Source organism: Klebsiella sp. A-Nf5 (assembly GCF_002810545.1).
GTDB classification, from domain to species: Bacteria; Pseudomonadota; Gammaproteobacteria; order Enterobacterales; family Enterobacteriaceae; genus Klebsiella; species Klebsiella variicola.
This window is the reverse complement of record NZ_PIOG01000138.1, coordinates 90165-109648: the sequence shown is the minus strand read 5'-3', so window position 1 is coordinate 109648 and position 19484 is coordinate 90165. Positions and strand designations below refer to the sequence as shown.

16 protein-coding genes and 1 pseudogene are annotated in these 19484 nt (G+C 58.6%); 11 read left to right on the top strand and 6 right to left on the bottom strand.

Annotated features, from left to right (window positions below):
* Positions 1-80: 80 nt before the first annotated feature.
* From lsrR to CWM53_RS14500, 3 genes are all read left to right on the top strand, one after another.
* On the top strand, positions 81-1052 hold the full coding sequence (gene lsrR / locus CWM53_RS14510; protein ID WP_100730020.1) for a transcriptional regulator LsrR: 972 nt from the start codon (positions 81-83) through the stop codon (positions 1050-1052).
* A gap of 37 nt (positions 1053-1089) precedes the next feature.
* Positions 1090-2682, top strand: coding sequence for an autoinducer-2 kinase (gene lsrK, locus CWM53_RS14505; protein WP_100730021.1), 1593 nt, complete (start codon positions 1090-1092; stop codon positions 2680-2682).
* 181 nt (positions 2683-2863) lie between these two features.
* On the top strand, positions 2864-4885 hold the full coding sequence (locus tag CWM53_RS14500; protein ID WP_100730022.1) for an NADPH-dependent 2,4-dienoyl-CoA reductase: 2022 nt from the start codon (positions 2864-2866) through the stop codon (positions 4883-4885).
* A 274-nt stretch (positions 4886-5159) separates the two neighbouring features.
* Here the strand turns inward: CWM53_RS14500 and CWM53_RS32370 are convergent.
* From CWM53_RS32370 to CWM53_RS14490, 3 genes and pseudogenes are all read right to left on the bottom strand, one after another.
* Positions 5160-5249: pseudogene (locus CWM53_RS32370) on the bottom strand (hypothetical protein); the annotation flags it as partial.
* A gap of 52 nt (positions 5250-5301) precedes the next feature.
* The gene (gene rlmG / locus CWM53_RS14495; RefSeq protein ID WP_074387531.1) at positions 5302-6432 is read right to left on the bottom strand and encodes a 23S rRNA (guanine(1835)-N(2))-methyltransferase RlmG; all 1131 of its coding nucleotides are present in this window, start codon (positions 6430-6432) and stop codon (positions 5302-5304) included.
* 85 nt (positions 6433-6517) lie between these two features.
* Positions 6518-7225 carry a B3/4 domain-containing protein gene (locus tag CWM53_RS14490; protein WP_074387530.1) on the bottom strand — a complete coding sequence of 236 codons (708 nt, stop codon included), beginning with the start codon at positions 7223-7225 and terminating at the stop codon, positions 6518-6520.
* A 43-nt stretch (positions 7226-7268) separates the two neighbouring features.
* On the opposite strand from CWM53_RS14490, the gene CWM53_RS14485 reads away from it, so the two are divergent.
* The 5 genes from CWM53_RS14485 (at position 7269) to sstT (ending at position 12176) form a co-directional block, all read left to right on the top strand.
* Positions 7269-7871, top strand: a complete 603-nt coding sequence (locus CWM53_RS14485) for a helix-turn-helix domain-containing protein (RefSeq protein WP_074387529.1) — start codon at positions 7269-7271, stop codon at positions 7869-7871.
* 19 nt (positions 7872-7890) lie between these two features.
* Positions 7891-8391 carry a M48 family metallopeptidase gene (locus tag CWM53_RS14480; protein WP_074387528.1) on the top strand — a complete coding sequence of 167 codons (501 nt, stop codon included), beginning with the start codon at positions 7891-7893 and terminating at the stop codon, positions 8389-8391.
* Between the two features lie 73 nt (positions 8392-8464).
* Entirely contained in the window at positions 8465-9454 is a 990-nt protein-coding gene (locus CWM53_RS14475; RefSeq protein WP_074387527.1) for a Gfo/Idh/MocA family protein, read from the top strand.
* Between the two features lie 271 nt (positions 9455-9725).
* On the top strand, positions 9726-10697 hold the full coding sequence (locus CWM53_RS14470; protein ID WP_008806577.1) for a TerC family protein: 972 nt from the start codon (positions 9726-9728) through the stop codon (positions 10695-10697).
* A 231-nt stretch (positions 10698-10928) separates the two neighbouring features.
* Entirely contained in the window at positions 10929-12176 is a 1248-nt protein-coding gene (gene sstT / locus CWM53_RS14465) for a serine/threonine transporter SstT (protein ID WP_074387526.1), read from the top strand.
* Between the two features lie 15 nt (positions 12177-12191).
* Here sstT and CWM53_RS14460 read toward each other — a convergent pair whose 3' ends face one another.
* The 3 genes from CWM53_RS14460 to uxaC all read right to left on the bottom strand — a co-directional run bounded on the left by CWM53_RS14460 (position 12192) and on the right by uxaC (position 15794).
* Positions 12192-12746 carry a YgjV family protein gene (locus CWM53_RS14460; protein WP_074387525.1) on the bottom strand — a complete coding sequence of 185 codons (555 nt, stop codon included), beginning with the start codon at positions 12744-12746 and terminating at the stop codon, positions 12192-12194.
* Between the two features lie 129 nt (positions 12747-12875).
* The gene (locus CWM53_RS14455) at positions 12876-14363 is read right to left on the bottom strand and encodes a UxaA family hydrolase (protein WP_008806580.1); all 1488 of its coding nucleotides are present in this window, start codon (positions 14361-14363) and stop codon (positions 12876-12878) included.
* 18 nt (positions 14364-14381) lie between these two features.
* Positions 14382-15794, bottom strand: a complete 1413-nt coding sequence (gene uxaC, locus CWM53_RS14450; RefSeq protein ID WP_012967190.1) for a glucuronate isomerase — start codon at positions 15792-15794, stop codon at positions 14382-14384.
* Positions 15795-16274: 480 nt separating this feature from the next.
* On the opposite strand from uxaC, the gene CWM53_RS14445 reads away from it, so the two are divergent.
* The 3 genes from CWM53_RS14445 (at position 16275) to yqjA (ending at position 19484) form a co-directional block, all read left to right on the top strand.
* A complete protein-coding gene (locus tag CWM53_RS14445) occupies positions 16275-17576 on the top strand; it encodes an MFS transporter (RefSeq protein WP_074387524.1) in 1302 nt (433 codons plus the stop codon).
* Between the two features lie 127 nt (positions 17577-17703).
* The gene (exuR, locus tag CWM53_RS14440) at positions 17704-18480 is read left to right on the top strand and encodes a transcriptional regulator ExuR (protein WP_012967188.1); all 777 of its coding nucleotides are present in this window, start codon (positions 17704-17706) and stop codon (positions 18478-18480) included.
* Between the two features lie 341 nt (positions 18481-18821).
* The gene (gene yqjA / locus CWM53_RS14435; protein WP_004206121.1) at positions 18822-19484 is read left to right on the top strand and encodes a DedA family general envelope maintenance protein YqjA; all 663 of its coding nucleotides are present in this window, start codon (positions 18822-18824) and stop codon (positions 19482-19484) included.

The following is a 19484-nucleotide window of genomic DNA, read 5'->3' as shown; positions in this document are numbered from 1 at the left end:
ATCCGTTTTGCCAGTCGGCTCACACTTTCCGACCGCGCAATAGCGAACATATGATCTAAATTTTTATAAGAGTTCAATTTATGAGCGAAAAACGCATTACGGAAGAGAACCGCTACGCCGGGCTGGCGTTAGCCGAGGAAGAGCTGGTGGCGCGGGTGGCGTGGTGCTACTACCACGACGGCCTGACGCAAAATGACATCGGCGAGCGTTTGGGGCTGCCGCGGCTGAAGATTTCTCGCCTGCTGGAGAAAGGCCGTCAGTCCGGGGTGATCCGCGTGCAGATCAACTCGCGCTATGAGGGCTGCCTGGCGCTGGAAAGCGAACTCCAGCAGCGTTTTGGCCTTAAGATTGCCCGCGTGCTGCCGGCGCTCAACACTCCGCCGATGAATACCCGGCTGGGGATCGGCGCGGCGCAATCGCTGATGGGCATTCTGCAACCGGGGCAATTGTTGGCAGTCGGCTTCGGCGAAGCCACCATGAGCTGCCTGCAGCATCTCAGCGGCTTTATCGGCTCGCAGCAGGTGCGGCTGGTGACGCTCTCCGGCGGCGTCGGCCCGTATATGACCGGCATCGGCCAGCTGGATGCCGCCTGCAGCGTCAGCATTATTCCGGCGCCGCTGCGGGTCTCTTCGGCGGATGTCGCCGAGATCCTGCGCCGTGAGTCGAGCGTGCGCGACGTGATCCTCGCGGCGACGGCGGCGGACGCGGCGGTGGTTGGCATTGGCGCCATCGATCAGCGGCGCGACGCCACCATTTTACGCTCCGGCTATATCAGCGAGGGCGAACAGCTGATGTACGCGCGCAAAGGCGCGGTCGGCGACATTTTAGGTTATTTCCTGCAGGCCGACGGCCGGCCGGTAGAAGGACTGGAGATCCATCGGGAACTCCTCGGCGTAACCCTTGATGAGCTGGCGCAGCTGCCCACCATCGTCGGCGTCGCCGGGGGAGAACAAAAAGCGCAGGCGATTCATGCCGCTCTGATTGGCAAGCGCATTAATGGCCTGGTAACGGAAGAGACAACAGCACGCGCGGTGCTCGCACTGGCCTCCTGACGGCCTGGCGCCGCGCGACAACAGCGAGGCGCATGTCATGAGTTACCTGTTAGCGTTAGATGCCGGGACCGGCAGCATTCGGGCGGTCATTTTCGATCTTAATGGCCGCCAGCTGGCGGTAGGCCAGGCCGAATGGAAACACCTGAGCGTCGATAACGTCCCCGGCTCGATGGAGTTCGACCTTACTACCAACTGGCAGCTGGCCTGCCAGTGCATTCGCCAGGCGCTCGACGCCGCCCGGCTCTCTGCCGCCGATATTCAGTCCGTCGCCTGCTGTTCGATGCGCGAAGGGATCGTCCTCTATGACCGCAACGGCGAGGCCATCTGGGCCTGCGCCAACGTTGATGCCCGCGCCAGCCGCGAAGTGGCGGAGCTTAAGGAGATCCACGACTATCGTTTTGAATCCGAGGTATACGAGGTCTCCGGGCAAACCCTGGCGCTTAGCGCCATGCCGCGCCTGCTGTGGCTGGCGCACCACCGCCCCGATATCTACCGCAAAGCGGCCACCATCACCATGATCAGCGACTGGCTGGCGGCGAAGCTATCCGGCGAGCTGGCGGTCGACCCGTCAAACGCCGGCACCACCGGCATGCTCGACCTGTTCAGCCGCGACTGGCGCCCGGCGCTGCTGGATATGGCCGGGCTGCGCGCCGATATGCTGTCGCCGGTCAAAGAGACCGGTACCCTGCTGGGCGCCGTCACCGAAACGGCGGCACAGCAGAGCGGCCTGCGCGCCGGGACGCCGGTGGTGATGGGCGGCGGCGACGTCCAGCTCGGCTGCCTGGGCCTTGGGGTGGTGCGCGCCGGGCAAACCGCGGTACTCGGCGGCACTTTCTGGCAGCAGGTGGTCAACCTGCCGCAGGTGCGCACCGATCCGCAGATGAATATTCGTGTTAATCCTCATGTCATTCCCGGCATGGCGCAGGCGGAATCCATCAGCTTCTTTACCGGCCTGACCATGCGCTGGTTTCGCGACGCCTTCTGCGCGGAAGAAAAACTGATTGCCGAGCGGCTCGGCGTTGATGCCTATTCGCTGCTGGAGGAGATGGCCAGCCGCGTGCCCGCCGGTTCCCACGGCGTGATGCCTATTTTTTCCGACGCCATGCACTTTAAGCAGTGGTACCACGCCGCGCCGTCGTTTATTAACCTCTCTATCGATCCGGAGAAGTGCAACAAAGCGACCCTGTTTCGCGCGCTGGAGGAGAACGCGGCGATTGTCTCCGCCTGCAACCTGGCGCAGATTTCGCAGTTCTCCGGCGTGACATTCGACAGCCTGGTGTTTGCCGGCGGTGGTTCGAAGGGAGCGCTGTGGAGCCAGATCCTCAGCGACGTCACCGGCCTGCCGGTGCGGGTGCCGGTGGTCCGCGAGGCCACCGCGCTGGGCTGCGCCATCGCCGCCGGAACCGGCGCCGGACTGTATGGCGATATGGCCAGTACCGGAGAACGGTTAGTGAGCTGGCACCGCGAGTTCACCCCAAATCCGCAGCATCGCGAGCTGTATCAGGAGATGATGAGCAAGTGGCAGACGGTGTACGCCGATCAGCTGGGGCTGGTGGACAGCGGGCTGACAACGTCGATGTGGCAGGCACCGGGTCTGGAGCGCCGCCAGCGCGTAGCCCCCTCACCCTAACCACCGGTACCGATCCGCCTTTCCCCCTCTCCCTTTGGGAGAGGGCCGGGGTGAGGGACAACGTGTTCTGTTCTTTGAATCCCATCACAATCACCGCACTCCCCTTTTCCCTTTTTCTCCGCGACGGCTAAATTAGTAACTCATCCGACCACATAACAATAATTTTACATTGGAAGCCATTATGAGCCGCTATCCGTCGCTTTTCGCCCCGCTTGAGCTGGGCTTCACAACGCTCAAAAACCGCGTGTTGATGGGCTCCATGCATACCGGGCTGGAAGAACTGCCGGACGGCGCGCAGCGGCTGGCAGCCTTCTACGCCGAGCGCGCCCGCCACGGCGTGGCGCTGATCGTCACCGGCGGCATCGCTCCGGCCCCCTCTGGCGTTACCATGGCCGGCGGCGCGGTACTCAACGATGCCAGCCATCTGGCGCACCATCGCCATATTACCGACGCGGTACACCAGGAAGGCGGCAAAATCGCCCTGCAGATCCTGCATACCGGGCGCTACAGCTATCAGCCCGCGCTGGTGGCCCCCTCGGCGCTACAGGCGCCGATTAACCGTTTTACGCCCCATGAACTGAGCCACGATGAGATCCTGACGCTGATCGATGATTTTGCCCACTGCGCCCAACTGGCGCGCGAAGCGGGCTATGACGGCGTTGAAGTGATGGGCTCTGAAGGCTATCTGATTAACGAATTCCTCGCCGCGCGTACCAACCAGCGCGACGATCAATGGGGCGGCGATTACACCCGCCGCATGCGTTTCGCCATTGAAGTGGTTAAGGCGGTGCGCCAGCGCGCCGGCCACGATTTCATTATCATCTACCGCCTGTCGATGCTCGATCTGGTCAACGACGGCAGCACGCTGGCGGAAGTCACCGAACTGGCCAAAGCGATTGAAGCGGCGGGAGCGACCATCATCAACACCGGGATTGGCTGGCACGAAGCGCGCATTCCGACCATCGCCACGCCGGTACCGCGCGGAGCGTTCAGCTGGGTCACCCGCAAGCTGAAAGGCGCGGTGTCGATCCCGCTGATCACCACCAACCGCATCAACGATCCGCAGGTCGCGGAGGATATTCTCGCCCGCGGCGATGCCGATATGGTATCGATGGCCCGCCCGTTCCTCGCCGACGCCGAATTTATGTCGAAAGCGCAGCGCGATCGCGCCAGGGAGATCAATACCTGCATCGGTTGCAACCAGGCGTGTCTCGATCGGATCTTCGCCGGCAAAGTCACCTCTTGTCTGGTCAACCCGCGCGCCTGTCATGAAACCCTGATGCCGGTCCTGCCTGCCAACGCGCCTAAACGGCTGGCGGTCGTCGGCGCCGGGCCGGCCGGTCTAGCCTTCTCCGTTAACGCCGCCGCCCGCGGTCATCATGTCACGTTGTTCGATGCGCTCCCGGAGATCGGCGGCCAGTTTAATATCGCCAAACAGATCCCCGGCAAAGAAGAGTTTCACGAGACGTTGCGTTACTACCGCACCATGCTCGATCTTCATGATGTCGATCTACGCCTGAACACCCGCGTCACGACAGACGATCTGCTGGCGTTCGATGAGACGATCCTCGCCACCGGCATCGCCCCGCGCCTGCCGGCGATCGACGGGATCGATCATCCCAACGTGCTGAGCTACCTTGATGTCTTGCGCGATAAAGCGCCGGTTGGCGCGAAGGTGGCGATTATCGGCTGCGGCGGCATCGGCTTCGACACCGCGATGTATTTAAGCCAGTCGGGCGCGGCCACCAGCCAGAATATCGGCGAGTTCTGCCGTGAATGGGGTATCGATACCAGCCTGCAAACGGCGGGGGGGCTGAGTGCTGAAGGTCCGCAACTGAGTAAAAGCCCACGACAGATTGTGATGCTGCAGCGCAAAGCCAGTAAACCGGGCGAAGGGCTCGGCAAAACCACCGGTTGGATCCACCGCGCGACGCTGCTGGCGCGCGGCGTGAAAATGATCCCGGCGGTTAGCTATGAAAAGATCGATGATGAAGGATTACACGTCACTATCGGCGGCGAGCGCCAACTGTTGGCGGTCGATCAGGTAATTATCTGCGCCGGTCAGGAGCCGCGCCGCGAGCTGGCGGAACCGCTGCGCGCGGCGGGGAAAACGGTGCATCTAATCGGTGGTTGTGACGTGGCGGCAGAGCTGGATGCGCGCCGGGCGATTGCCCAGGGCACTAAACTGGCGCTGGCGATTTAGCGCTGTCCCGGGGGCGGCGCGATGCGCCTTCCCCGGGCTACCACGATAATCCCGGACGGTAGCCCGGCTAAGGCGACAGTCGGTAGCCCGGCTAAGGCGACAGCCGCGAGCCGGGGAAACAGCGACAAGAATCAGCGCTGCTTACGCACCTTGGTTGCTTTCAAAATGACAAACTTATTGTTCGTCGCAATCGTCGTGCAATTACCAAACGCGCGCTTCAGTCGGTAGCCCGGCTAAGGCGACAGCCGCAAGCCGGGGGAAACAGCGACACGAATCAGCGCTGTTTACGCACCTTGGTTGCTTTCAAAACCACGAACTTATTGTTGGTCGCAATGGTAGTGCAGTTGCCGAAAGCGCGCTTCAGTCGGTAGCCCGGCTAAGGCGACAGCCGCAAGCCGGGGAAACAGCGACAAGAATCAGCGCTGTTTACGCACCTTGGTTGCTTTCAAAACCACGAACTTATTGTTGGTCGCAATGGTAGTGCAGTTGCCGAAAGCGCGCTTCAGTTTACGGAAGTAATCAAGATGGCGGTTGCCGACGACGTACAGCTCGCCGCCGTATTTCAGGCTGCGACGGGCGTCGTTAAACATCTGCCAGGCAATATGATCGGTAATCGCGTGCTGCTGATGGAACGGCGGATTGCACAGAATCGCCGTAAAGCGATCCGGCTCAATGCCGGAGAGCGAGTTGTTCACCATAAATTCGCAGCGCTCGATATCATCCGGCAGGTTGTGCTCGACGTTCAAACGGCTGGAAGCCACCGCCATATGCGACTCATCGGTAAACATCACACTGGCGTTCGGGTTCTGCGCCAGCGCCTGCAGGCCAATCACTCCGTTGCCGCAGCCGAGATCGGCGATCTCGCCTTCCAGATCGGACGGCAAATGTTCGAGGAAGAAGCGCGCGCCGATATCCAGGCCGCTGCGGGCAAAAACGTTGGCATGGTTATGGATGGTCCACGGCGTGCCGTCCAGCTTCCAGCTGTAGGTTTGCGGCGCATCGGCAAGCTTAGGCGCGGTGAAAACGCAGTGGATCAGACGCGCTTTTTTCCACGCCAGCGAGGTGGTGGTGGTGCCAAGGATTTTCTCAAATAGCGCCAGCGTCGAGTTGTGCACATCACGGGCTTTCGCCGCGGCGATAATGCGGGTTTCCGGCGTCACCACTTCGCGCAGGGCGCGCAGCTGCTGTTCGAGCAACGCCAGCTGTTTTGGCACCTTAATCAGCACCAGCGCCGGCGCGGCCGGCAGCGGGCTCAGGCTATCCTGAAAGCGAACGCTCTCTTCATCGATACCGTTCATCCGCAGGTTGTGGCGGGTCGCCAGCTCGGAAATAAAGGAGTCGTTGATGCTGACCGGGTTGCGCGCCGCCAGCGCGCAGGCGAGCGCGCCGAAGCCGTCGTTGAAGATGAGCGTCAGGCCGTCGACGTCATTCACCTGTTGCAGCAGATATTCATCCGCCGCTTCCCATGCCTGTAGCGCTTCTTCTTCAGCGTTAGGTGGGAACCGCTCTAATGTGAATAACTCACCGTTTAACTCTGCCTGGCTCATCGCCTCTCCGCCTCCGGAATACTAAAACCCGCGAGTTTATACGCAAATCCTGTCCAGTTGAAGAGAGATCGCTGATCATCGCCGCTCAGCGTAGATCGCCCTCGTCATCAGCTCGCAGCAGCGTTATCGACGCGCGGGCGCCGGGCATCAGCTGCTGCAGATAGCCTACCAGCTGCTCTCCCGCCTCATGCAGGACCGACAACGGCATCGCCGGCAGGCTTTCGAGAATAAACCACATCGTCTTCGCGCCGCTGTCCAGCCGGGTGCGTACGCCCTGTCGCCAGTTCCAGCGTCGGCAGGTTACGCCTATATCATCCCGCCAGATGACTTCGCCCGGCTCCGGATATTCCACCACCGGCTCTGCCGATTTTAGCGTATCGAATGGCTCATCGCCGTGGGCAATGGTCAGCCGCGGTTCGCCACGGTAGGCGGCCAGATTTTCCCCACCGACCGGGACGGCATAGCGAATGCTGATCGCGTTGTAGATATCCACCACCGGATCGATGGCCGGCAGGCTCCCCTCTTTCAGCACTCGCTTGCGCAGCGCCTGCGCCGAACAGGGGGTACGTTTCGCCTTCGCGCCGAAGGCGCTGAACGCTTCATCCCATGCCGCCAGGTGCGCTTGCGCCCAGGGCACATCATCCTGCTGCACCGCCAGGCAGGCCTCGGCCAGTGCCTGCTCCGCGACGCCGGGATCGGCCACCGGCGCGCTTTCCACCACAATACTTAATGCCCGAAAGCCCGGCACCAGGCGGCTGACCGCAGATTCGATTGACGGCGTTACGCTACGCATTCGATAATCCTGTAATGACCAATTTGTTTCATCATAGTGACCAATGAACGTAAAAGTCAATATAACGACCGATTCAGGATCTAATGTCGACCATGTAAGTCGGGCCGTCGCCACGCGGCTGAAGGCCTACCGTAAAGCGAAAAAAATGTCGCTGGACGAGCTGTCGCGCCGGGCCAGCATCAGCAAAGGTATGCTGGTCGAGATGGAAAAAGAGGCTGCCAACCCCAGCATTGCGATCCTCTGCAAACTCGCCGCCGCGCTGGGCGTATCGGTGGCGGATATTGTCAATGTGGCAAGCGAACCCGCGTTGCATCTTATTCCCGCCGAGCAGATCCCCACCCTCTGGCAAGGCCCGCTGGGGGGCAGCGCCAAGCTCCTCGCCGGCACCGCCGGGCCGAATATGATTGAGCTCTGGCGCTGGGAGATGCAGCCCGGCGAAGCCTTTACCTCGCCCGGCCACCCGGCGACGACCTTCGAGCTGCTGCACGTGGAAGCCGGCGCGCTGACGCTGACGCTTGGCGAGACCTGCCGCACGGTGGCGGCCGGGGAATCCGCGGTGGCCCGCACCGAAACGGAGCACGGGTACCGGAATGCGGGGCCCGCGCCGCTGGTCTTTACCATGACCGTGGCTGAACTGCCCTCCTGACAGACATAATGATAAGACGATGACAAAACTCATTTATTTACAGGGCTATCCTGAATCACTGCTGTCGCAGGTGACGGCTTTAATCGAGCAAGACCGCCTCGGCGAGGTGCTGCAAAAGCGTTATCCGCAGGGGCATGATGTTAACAGCGATAAAGCGCTGTATCAGTACACCCAGGATCTGAAGGCCCGCTTTCTGCGCGGGGCGGCGCCGATCAACAAAGTGATGTACGACAGTAAAATCCACGTGCTGAACAATGCGCTCGGCCTGCATACCGCGATTTCCCGCGTTCAGGGCGGTAAGCTGAAAGCCAAAGCGGAAATTCGCGTGGCGACGGTGTTTCGCGACGCGCCGGAGGCCTTTCTGCGGATGATCGTGGTCCATGAACTGGCGCATTTGAAAGAGAAAGATCACAACAAAGCCTTTTATCAACTGTGCTGCCATATGGAGCCACAGTACCATCAACTGGAATTCGATACCCGCCTGTGGCTGACGCACCTTTCGTTAAATCGTTCTGCGTAGTGACGCACTGGTTTTGTCATGATGGCATGATAGAGTGACGACAGGTTCCCTTTAATGGAGTTCGTCAACGTTTATGATACGTTTCGCAGTTGTTGGCACAAACTGGATCACCAAGCAGTTTGTCGATGCCGCCCATGAAACCGGCAAATATAAACTTACCGCCATCTACTCCCGCAGCCTCGAACAGGCGCAAGCCTTCGCCAATGACTATCCGGTCGAGCATCTCTTTACCTCGCTCGATGAACTGGCACAGAGCCCTGACGTTGACGCGGTCTATATTGCCAGCCCGAACTCGCTGCACTTCCCGCAGACCCGGCTGTTCCTGAGTCACAAGAAGCACGTCATTTGCGAAAAGCCGCTGGCATCGAACCTGCAGGAAGTCGAGGCGGCGATAGCGCTGGCGAAAGAAAATAACGTTGTGCTGTTTGAAGCCTTTAAAACCGCCAGTCTACCTAACTTTCTGCTACTGAAAGAGACGCTCGCTAAAGTGGGCAAACTGCGCAAAGCCTTCATCAACTACTGTCAGTACTCCTCGCGCTATCAGCGCTACCTTGACGGCGAAAACCCCAACACCTTCAACCCGGCGTTCTCTAACGGTTCGATTATGGATATCGGCTTCTATTGCCTCGCGTCTGCCGTGGCGCTGTGGGGCGAACCGCGGTCCGTTCTTGCCACCGCCAGCCTGCTGGACAGCGGCGTAGACGCCCAGGGCACCGTGGTGCTGAGCTATGGCGACTTCGACGTGACGCTGCATCACTCCAAAGTTAGCGATTCCGTGATCCCCAGTGAAATTCAGGGCGAAGACGGCGCGTTAGTGATCGAAAAAATCTCCGAATGTCAGAAGCTGGCGTTTGTGCCGCGCGGCGGCAAAGCCCAGGACCTGACGCAGCCCCAGCACATTAATACTATGCTGTATGAGGCGGAGACCTTTGCGCGCCTGGTGGAGACACAGGATATTGATCACCCGGGCCTGGCAGTAAGCCGGATCACGGCCAAACTGTCGAGCGAAATTCGTCGCCAGACCGGAGTGATCTTCCCGGCCGATACGCAGCCGCTGGCGTAAAAGAGTGTAAAGGCCGGACCGGCCGCCATTGACGAAAACCGCCTTGTGACATATTTTGTTACGTGCAAAGGGGAGTAACTTCCTTGCCGGTTGATCGTCATTACGATGCGTGCAATACCGCATCCGGTCGCCGGGCAATAACCAAAGCCCATCGCGATGTACTTTGGTTGTTGTAAGTGAGACCTTGCCGGAAGGCGAGGTCTATGCATAAAAGCGCAGCGGCTGCCGTCTTCCGACGTCAGCCGTTTTGTTTTTATGTAAGGAATATCAAATGAATACTGTCGGCACGCCGTTGCTATGGGGTGGGTTCGCTGTCGTCGTCGCGATCATGTTGGCGATCGACTTGCTGCTTCAGGGACGACGCGGTTCGCATAGCATGACCATGAAGCAGGCCGCGGGCTGGTCAATCCTCTGGGTCACACTTTCTCTGCTGTTCAACGCCGCGTTCTGGTGGTATCTGGTACAAACCCAGGGCCGGGCCGTCGCCGATCCGCAGGCCTTAGCCTTCCTCACCGGTTATTTGATTGAAAAAGCGCTGGCGGTCGATAACGTCTTCGTCTGGTTGATGCTGTTCAGCTATTTCGCCGTACCGCCTGCTCTGCAGCGCCGGGTGCTGGTGTATGGCGTGCTGGGCGCGATTGTTCTGCGTACCATCATGATCTTCGCCGGCAGCTGGCTGATTTCGCAGTTCGACTGGTTGCTGTATGTCTTCGGCGCCTTCCTGCTGTTTACCGGCGTGAAAATGGCGCTGGCGAAAGAAGATGACTCCGGCATCGGCGATAAACCACTGGTGCGCTGGATCCGCAGCCATCTGCGAATGACGGATAAAATCGAGAGCGAGCGCTTCTTCACCCGTAAAAACGGGGTGCTGTTCGCCACGCCGCTGCTGCTGGTGCTGATTCTGGTGGAACTGAGCGACGTGATTTTCGCCGTCGACAGTATCCCGGCGATCTTCGCGGTGACCACCGATCCGTTCATCGTCCTGACCTCTAACCTGTTCGCGATCCTCGGCCTGCGCGCCATGTACTTCCTGCTGGCGGGGGTCGCCGAGCGCTTCTCGATGCTCAAATACGGTCTGTCGGTGATCCTGGTGTTTATTGGCGTGAAGATGCTCATCGTCGACTTCTACCATATCCCGGTCGCCATCTCGCTGGGCGTGGTGGGGGGCATCCTGGCCGTCACGCTGCTGATTAACGCCTGGGTCAACAAGCAACACGACAAGCAGCGCAAACTGCCTGAGTAATCTGCACAACGCGCCGTCGGCCATCGCCGACGGCAATCTCTGCTCATGTCACAGTTATGTTACTACATAGTTAAAAAACAAGATCAAGATTAAAATCACAGCATTTTACGCTTCCCGCCCGCCGTTCTTTCCGTATACTCGACTATGCAAACATCTACTTACATCCTGACATAAACGTAACAAATAATACGTGGCTGGGATGGCTTGCTACATCACTGGAAGGAATGAATTATGACCACACGCACTCCCCCATCGGGGTGGATCTCACGCCTGGCGCAAGGCAGCCTGGTGAAACAAATTTTAATCGGTCTGGTGCTTGGCGTGCTGCTGGCGCTGGTCTCTAAGCCAACGGCCATTGCCGTCGGTCTGCTGGGGACCCTGTTCGTCGGCGCGTTAAAGGCGGTGGCGCCGGTGCTGGTATTGATGCTGGTGATGGCCTCCATCGCTAACCATCAGCACGGACAAAAAACCAGTATTCGCCCCATTCTGTTTCTCTATCTGCTGGGCACCTTCAGCGCGGCGCTGACCGCGGTGTTGTTTAGTTTTGTCTTTCCGTCATCACTGCATTTAACCACCGCCGCCGACAGCATCACGCCGCCATCGGGGATTGTCGAAGTGCTGCGCGGCCTGCTGATGAGCATGGTATCTAACCCGATCGACGCCCTGCTGAACGCCAACTATATCGGCATTCTGGTGTGGGCGGTGGGGCTGGGCTTCGCCCTGCGTCACGGTAACGACACCACCAAAAACCTGATCAACGATGTCTCCCACGCGGTGACCTTCATCGTCAAAGTGGTGATCCGCTTTGCGCCGCTGGGGATCTTCGGTCTGGTCTCTTCCACCCTGGCGACCACCGGTTTCGAGACCCTGTGGGGCTACGCCCAGCTACTGCTGGTGCTGGTCGGCTGTATGCTGCTGGTAGCGCTGGTGATTAACCCGCTGCTGGTGTTCTGGAAAATCCGCCGTAACCCCTATCCGCTGGTGCTGACCTGCCTGCGCGAAAGCGGCGTCTACGCGTTCTTCACCCGCAGCTCCGCCGCCAACATTCCGGTGAATATGGCGCTGTGTGAAAAGCTGAATCTGGATCGCGATACCTATTCGGTCTCCATTCCACTGGGGGCGACCATTAATATGGCGGGCGCGGCGATCACGATCACCGTGCTGACGCTGGCGGCGGTGCATACGCTGAATATTCCGGTGGATCTGCCGACGGCGCTGCTGCTGAGCGTGGTCGCTTCGCTGTGCGCCTGCGGCGCCTCCGGCGTGGCGGGCGGTTCGCTGCTGCTGATCCCGCTGGCCTGTAATATGTTTGGGATCCCGAACGATGTCGCGATGCAGGTGGTTGCCGTCGGCTTTATTATCGGCGTGCTGCAGGATTCCTGCGAAACCGCGCTGAACTCCTCCACCGACGCCCTGTTTACCGCCGCGGCCTGCATAGCGGAAGACGACCAGCTGGCGAAAAACGCCCTGCGCAGCTAATGCCTTTCCCCTCCGCTATCGGGCGGAGGGGCTCTTTTCCTGGACTGCGTTTTCAACCTTAAACGGATCGATGCCGCGCTTTTGCATCCGGCGGAAGCGAATGATATTCAGCCCGTTGACGATCAGAAAACTGCCTTCAATCAGCGTCCCGCCAATCGAACCCAGCCACAGATTATGCGTGACCCAGCAGGCGGTGGAGCACCACATCACGCAGCGCACGGTCAGCCCTTTGCAGCGAAACAGCGCCCAGGTGCTGGCAACGGTGCCAATGATCGGCAGCAGCTCCATGGCATGCTGCAGCTTGCCAAGGCCGAGGATCAGCGTCAGGAGAATGAATACCGTCATCACCCACAGGCTGCGGGTGCGCAGGGAAATGACCGTACGTAGCGCATTGAGCCCGGCGCTCATCCCGGCCGGCGCGGCGCCCATCAGGAAAAAATGGACGCCGATAATGGCGCTATAGCCCGCCAGCTGAAGCCTGAAGCGACGTTCGTCGCGGTTGATAAAGGTGGTAATACCGATAAGAAAGGCGATGACGCCGACACCCTGGGCCAGCCAATACGCGGTCATGAAAGCTCCCTGACTGAAAAAAACAAACGGCGCTTCACTGGCTGAAACGCCGCTGTTACGAGCCCGATGGCGCTACGCTATCAGGCCGATACACGATCCACGCCCCTGGGCGCCAATGTGAATCCCCCTTTACAGGGTAACACCGCTTTTAAAGATGGCCAGCTCGCGGAAGTCATTCTGTTCATTACAGGTCGGTTTACCGTTGGCGAAAGCCACAATGGCATCCACAAACTCCTCCAGCAGCTGCGGCATCGCTTTGCCGTGGATCAGCTGCCCGGCATCAAAGTCGATCCAGTGCTTTTTCTTTGCCGCCAGTTCGCTGTTGGTGGCGATCTTCACCGTCGGCACAAAGCCACCGTACGGCGTGCCGCGTCCGGTGCTAAACAACACCATATGACAGCCGGCACCGGCCAGCGCGCTGGTGGCGACCGCGTCGTTGCCCGGCGCGCTCAGCAAATTCAGACCATGAACCTTCAGGCGCTCGCCGTAGCGCAGGACATCCACCACCTGGCTGGAACCCGCTTTCTGAGTACAGCCCAGCGACTTATCTTCCAGGGTGGTGATCCCCCCGGCTTTGTTACCCGGGGAAGGGTTTTCGTAAATAGGCTGGTCGTGGGCGATAAAGTACTGCTTAAAGTCATTGACCATGGTCACCAGCTTGTCGAAGGTCGCTTCGTCGCGGCAGTGGCTCATCAGCAGCTGTTCAGCACCGAACATCTCCGGCACTTCGGTCAGCACGGTGGTGCCGCCGTTGGCGATCACATAGTCTGAGAAGCGGCCCAGCATCGGGTTAGCGGTAATGCCCGACAGGCCGTCCGATCCCCCGCACTCAAGGCCAAACTTCAGCTCGCTCAGTTTGCCCGGCTGGCGTTTATCCTGACGCATCACTTCATACAGCTGATGCAGATGCGCAACCCCCGCTTCCACTTCATCGTCCTGGTGCTGGCAAACCATAAAGTGCACACGCTGCGGGTCAAACTCGCCCAGCGTCTCGCGAAAGGCATCAACCTGGTTGTTTTCACAGCCAAGGCCAACCACCAGCACCGCCCCGGCGTTCGGGTGACGAACCATATTTTGCAGCATGGTGCGGGTGTTGATGTGGTCGTCCCCAAGCTGCGAGCAGCCATAGGTGTGGCTGAAGAGATGCACCCCATCAATATCCTCAGCGCCATACGTCTCTTTCAGGAAACGGTTCTGCATTTGTCTGGCCATGGCGTTGACGCAGCCGACGGTCGGCAGGATCCACAGCTCATTGCGCACGCCGACGTCACCGTTGGCGCGACGATAAATCTGCACTTCGCGATCCGCAGGCTGTGGCGGTTGGGCAACCCGGTCCGGTTGATAGCGATACGCGTCAAGGTCGCTGAGATTGGTGCGCGTATTGTGCGCATGAACATGCTCGCCCGGCGCGATATCCGCCAGCGCATGGCCAATCGGCAACCCGTACTTAACGACGTTTTCCCCTTTCGCGATAGCGCGCAGTGCAAACTTGTGGCCGCGAACGATATCCTGGCCGAGGGTGACCGAGTCCTTATCAATCGTCACCACGCTACCGGCAGCGATATCCGCCAGCGCGACCGCGACGTTATCCTGCGAATGGATTTTAATGTATTGCATATCAACCGACCTCTGGCCTTAGTTCAGTTCAATGGCGAAATAGTCACGCGCATTGTTAAAGCAAATGTTTTTCACCATCTCGCCCAGCAGCGCGATATCCGCAGGCGCTTCGCCGGCTGCCACCCAACGGCCGATCATCTGGCACAGAATGCGGCGGAAGTATTCGTGGCGCGTGTAGGAGAGGAAGCTGCGGCTGTCGGTCAGCATCCCGACAAAGCGGCTCAGCAGGCCGAGCTGCGCCAGTTGGGTCATCTGCCGCTCCATGCCGTCTTTCTGATCGTTGAACCACCAGCCGGAGCCGAACTGCATCTTGCCCGGCATGCCTTCCCCCTGGAAGTTACCGATCATGGTGCCCAGCACTTCGTTATCGCGCGGGTTCAGGCAGTAGAGAATGGTTTTCGGCAGCAGGTTCTCTTCGTTCTGCTTGCTCAGCAGCTTAGACAGCTCTTCCGCCATCGGGCGATCGTTGATCGAGTCGAAGCCAACGTCTGGGCCTAACAGTTTGAACTGACGCAGGTTGTTGTTACGCAGCGCACCGATATGGTACTGCTGCACCCAACCGCGACGGGCATATTCTGCGCCGAGGAACACCAGCACCGCGGTTTTGAACTGCGCCACTTCGTGTTCGCTGAGGGTCTCGCCAGCCAGACGGCGCGCCAGAATGGCGTCCAGCTCGGCGTCGGTCGCTTCCGCAAACAGCACCACGTCCAGCGCGTGGTCGGAGACCTTGCAGCCGTGTGCGGCAAAGTGGTCCAGACGTTTGGTCAGAGCGCTTTGCAGGTCCGCGAAACGGCGAATATCGGTATCGGACACCTCACCCAGCTTAGCCATGTAGTCGTTAAAGGTCGCCTGCTCGATGTTGAACGCTTTATCCGGGCGCCAGCTCGGCAGCACTTTGATATCAAAGGAGGTATCTTTGGCGACAACCGCATGGTGCTCCAGCGAATCGATCGGATCGTCGGTGGTACCGACCATTTTCACATTCATCTGCTTCATGATCCCGCGGGCGGAGAAGGCGTCCTGAGCCAGTAAATCATTGCACTGGTCCCAGATCTCATCGGCGGTGGAAGGCGACAGCAGCTTACCTGTAATACCAAATGGACGACGCAGTTCTAAATGGGTCCAGTGGTATAACGGGTTGCCGATAGTATGGGGTACGGTGGCTGCCCAGGCGTCAAATTTCTCGCGATCGGACGCATCACCGGTACACAGGCGCTCCGGTACGCCGTTAGTGCGCATAGCGCGCCATTTGTAGTGATCGCCTTTCAGCCAGATGTCATACAGATTTTTGAAGCGATAGTTTTCGGCAACCTGCTGCGGCGGAAGGTGGCAATGGTAGTCGAAAATGGGCTGATCTTTGGCGTAATCGTGGTACAGACGGCGGGCAAACTCGGTATCGAGGAGAAAATCTTCAGTCATAAACGGTGTCATTCGCGTGTCCTCTTCGCTCCGTAGCGGGAGCCTTTCAGATGATTGACTACAATGCTGACAAAGTTATCACACCAATTTCTACAGACCGAGCTGTTTTTCGTGAGTTAGATCAATAAACGTCGATAAAAAAACGACCGCCTCATCGGAAATCACCCCGGCAGAGCGCGCCATTTCTGGCTTTCCCGGTAAGGGCTAAAGACCACACTAACTTTCCCACTTTTGTGACAGCACTCAACTTTTAAAGTTGTATGACAAGTTATCTTTCTGCCGTCGCAACATATAAACCGACGGAATGCATTACCGGTGTTTATGGCATCGGCTTATACGGAATGGATACCGACTTTCAACATAACAACTGATGGTAAGGTTCGGGCCAGAGGGGATCGCCCTCCTGAACCCCCCGTTTCGCTTTCCCGATCGCTTATCGCGCTCGGTAAAGGCCGCACCTGGTGCGGAAAGATAACAGACGATGAGGTTTACATGCGTAAAATTAAAGGGTTACGTTGGTACATGATTGCGCTGGTGACGCTGGGCACCGTGCTGGGCTACCTGACTCGTAACACCGTGGCGGCGGCCGCACCGACGTTGATGGAAGAGTTACACATCTCGACTCAACAATACTCCTATATCATTGCAGCCTATTCCGCTGCCTACACCGTCATGCAGCCTGTCGCGGGTTATGTCCTCGATATTCTCGGGACTAAAATCGGCTATGCCTTCTTCGCTATCGCCTGGGCGATATTCTGCGGCTCAACCGCACTGGCAGGCAGCTGGGGCGGCCTGGCGCTGGCTCGCGGCGCGGTCGGCGCAGCGGAAGCCGCGATGATCCCCGCCGGGCTGAAAGCCAGTTCCGAATGGTTCCCGGCAAAAGAGCGCTCTATTGCGGTGGGCTACTTCAACGTCGGTTCCTCTATTGGCGCCATGATCGCGCCGCCGCTGGTGGTGTGGGCGATTGTCATGCACAGCTGGCAGATGGCGTTCATTATCTCCGGGGTATTGAGCTTCGCCTGGGCCATCGCCTGGCTTATCTTCTACAAACACCCGCGCGACCAGAAAAAATTATCTGACGAAGAACGCGACTACATCATTGGCGGCCAGGAATCTCAGCATCAGACCAATAACGCGAAGAAAATGTCGCCTTGGCAGATCCTGCGCAACCGTCAGTTCTGGGGTATCGCCCTGCCGCGCTTCCTCGCCGAGCCGGCCTGGGGGACCTTTAACGCCTGGATCCCGCTGTTCATGTTCAAAGTTTACGGCTTTAACCTGAAAGAGATCGCGATGTTCGCCTGGATGCCGATGCTGTTCGCCGACCTCGGCTGCATCGTTGGCGGTTACCTGCCGCCGCTGTTCCAGCGCTGGTTTGGCGTCAACCTGATCGTGTCGCGTAAAATGGTGGTCACCATGGGTGCCCTGCTGATGATTGGCCCAGGCATGATCGGCCTGTTCACCAGCCCATATATCGCCATCGCGCTGCTGTGCGTCGGCGGGTTTGCTCACCAGGCGCTGTCCGGGGCGCTGATCACCCTCTCTTCCGACGTCTTTGGCCGTAACGAAGTCGCCACCGCCAACGGCCTGACCGGGATGGCCGCCTGGCTGGCCAGCACCATGTTCGCCCTGGTCGTCGGCGCGCTGGCCGATACCATCGGCTTTAGCCCGCTGTTTGCGGTACTGGCCGTCTTTGACCTGCTGGGCGCGCTGGTTATCTGGACGGTGCTGAAAAATAAACCGGCTGACGATGACTCAACACCGCTTAGCAGCCGCAAACCGGCCACGCAGAGTTAGATCTTGTGGTGATTTCACCGCGTATTGAGCCGCCTTCTCAGGCGGCTTTTTCATGCCTGCCAGTGGTGGAAAGCGTGTAAAAGTGGTATAACAAATCGAATATTGTCGCCATCTTGCGGGAGCGAATATGGAAATCATTGAACCACGCCGTCTGTATCAGCAGCTTGCCGCTGAGCTGAAGACGCGCATCGAACAAGGTGTCTACCTTGTAGGGGATAAGCTGCCCGCCGAGCGCTTTATCGCCGATGAAAAAAACGTCAGCCGCACCGTGGTTCGTGAAGCCATTATCATGCTGGAAGTGGAAGGGTATGTCGAAGTCCGCAAAGGGTCGGGTATTCATGTCATCTCCAACCATCCCAAGTACCAGCAGGTGGCCGATGAAAGCCTTGAATTCGCCAACTATGGCCCTTTTGAACTGCTGCAGGCGCGGCAGCTAATTGAAAGCAATATTGCTGAATTCGCGGCGACTCAGGTGACCAAACAGGACATCATGAAGCTGATGGAGATTCAGGAGAAAGCGCGCAACGAGAAATGTTTCCGCGACTCCGAGTGGGATCTCCAGTTTCACGTCCAGGTGGCGCTGGCCACGCAGAACAGCGCGCTGGCGGCAATCGTTGAAAAAATGTGGACCCAGCGCGTGCATAACCCATACTGGAAAAAACTGCATGAGCATATCGACCTGCGCACGGTCGATAACTGGTGTGACGATCACGATCAGATCCTGAAAGCCCTGCTGCGTAAAGATCCGAACGCCGCCAAGCTGGCGATGTGGCAGCATCTGGAAAATACCAAGCAAATGCTGTTTAACGAAACCAGCGATGACTTTGAATTTAATGCCGATCGCTACTTATTTGCCGACAATCCGGTGGTTCATCTCGATACGGCGGCCAACAGCGCAAAATAATCACTTTTCCTGAGGGCGCGCGGTCCCTGCGCGCCTGCCCGCCAGGCCGGCTGGAGTAAGCAAAACATATATAGTGTCAGCCTGTGTAAATCCTCTCGCCTCCCATCGCCGCAATCAGCAAAATCAACGAGCAACACCTTGCAATTTCTCTGACGTAAAGTCAGCTGATTTGTTACAATTAGATGCATTTTGCCGTTCTGGGGGTAGGTGTTTACTTACTTCAGTCTTATACAGGGAAGCGTTCAGAGCGCCTAAGCAGCGACCAAAATCTCATAAAAATCTTGTCGCCCAACATGCCACGCGCTCAGACGTGCCGTTAACCGATGTACCAGGAATCGTGAATGGAACTTTTAACCCAGTTATTGAATGCCTTGTGGGCTCAGGATTACGAAACGCTCGCGAATCCCTCCATGATTGGCATGCTGTATTTTGTCTTGTTTATGATTTTGTTCCTTGAGAACGGGTTGCTGCCTGCCGCGTTTTTACCGGGGGATAGTCTGCTTGTGCTCGTGGGCGTGCTGATCGCCAAAGGGGCGATGGGCTTTCCGGAAACCTTGCTGCTGCTCACCGCCGCCGCCAGCCTCGGCTGCTGGCTGAGCTATATTCAGGGGCGCTGGCTGGGCAATACGCGGATCGTGCAAAACTGGCTGTCGCATCTGCCCTCTCACTACCATCAGCGCGCGCATCACCTGTTTCATAAGCATGGACTCTCCGCGCTGTTGATCGGCCGCTTTATCGCCTTCGTGCGTACGCTGTTGCCGACGATTGCCGGCCTTTCAGGCCTCAATAACGCTCGCTTTCAGTTCTTTAACTGGATGAGCGGACTGCTATGGGTACTCATCCTGACCTCGCTGGGCTATCTGCTGGGCAAAACCCCGGTATTCCTCAAGTATGAAGATCAGCTGATGTCCTGCCTGATGCTCCTTCCGGTTGCGCTGCTGGTCTTCGGACTGATCGGCTCGCTGGTGGTGCTGTGGAAGAAAAAATACAGAAGCCGGGGCTGA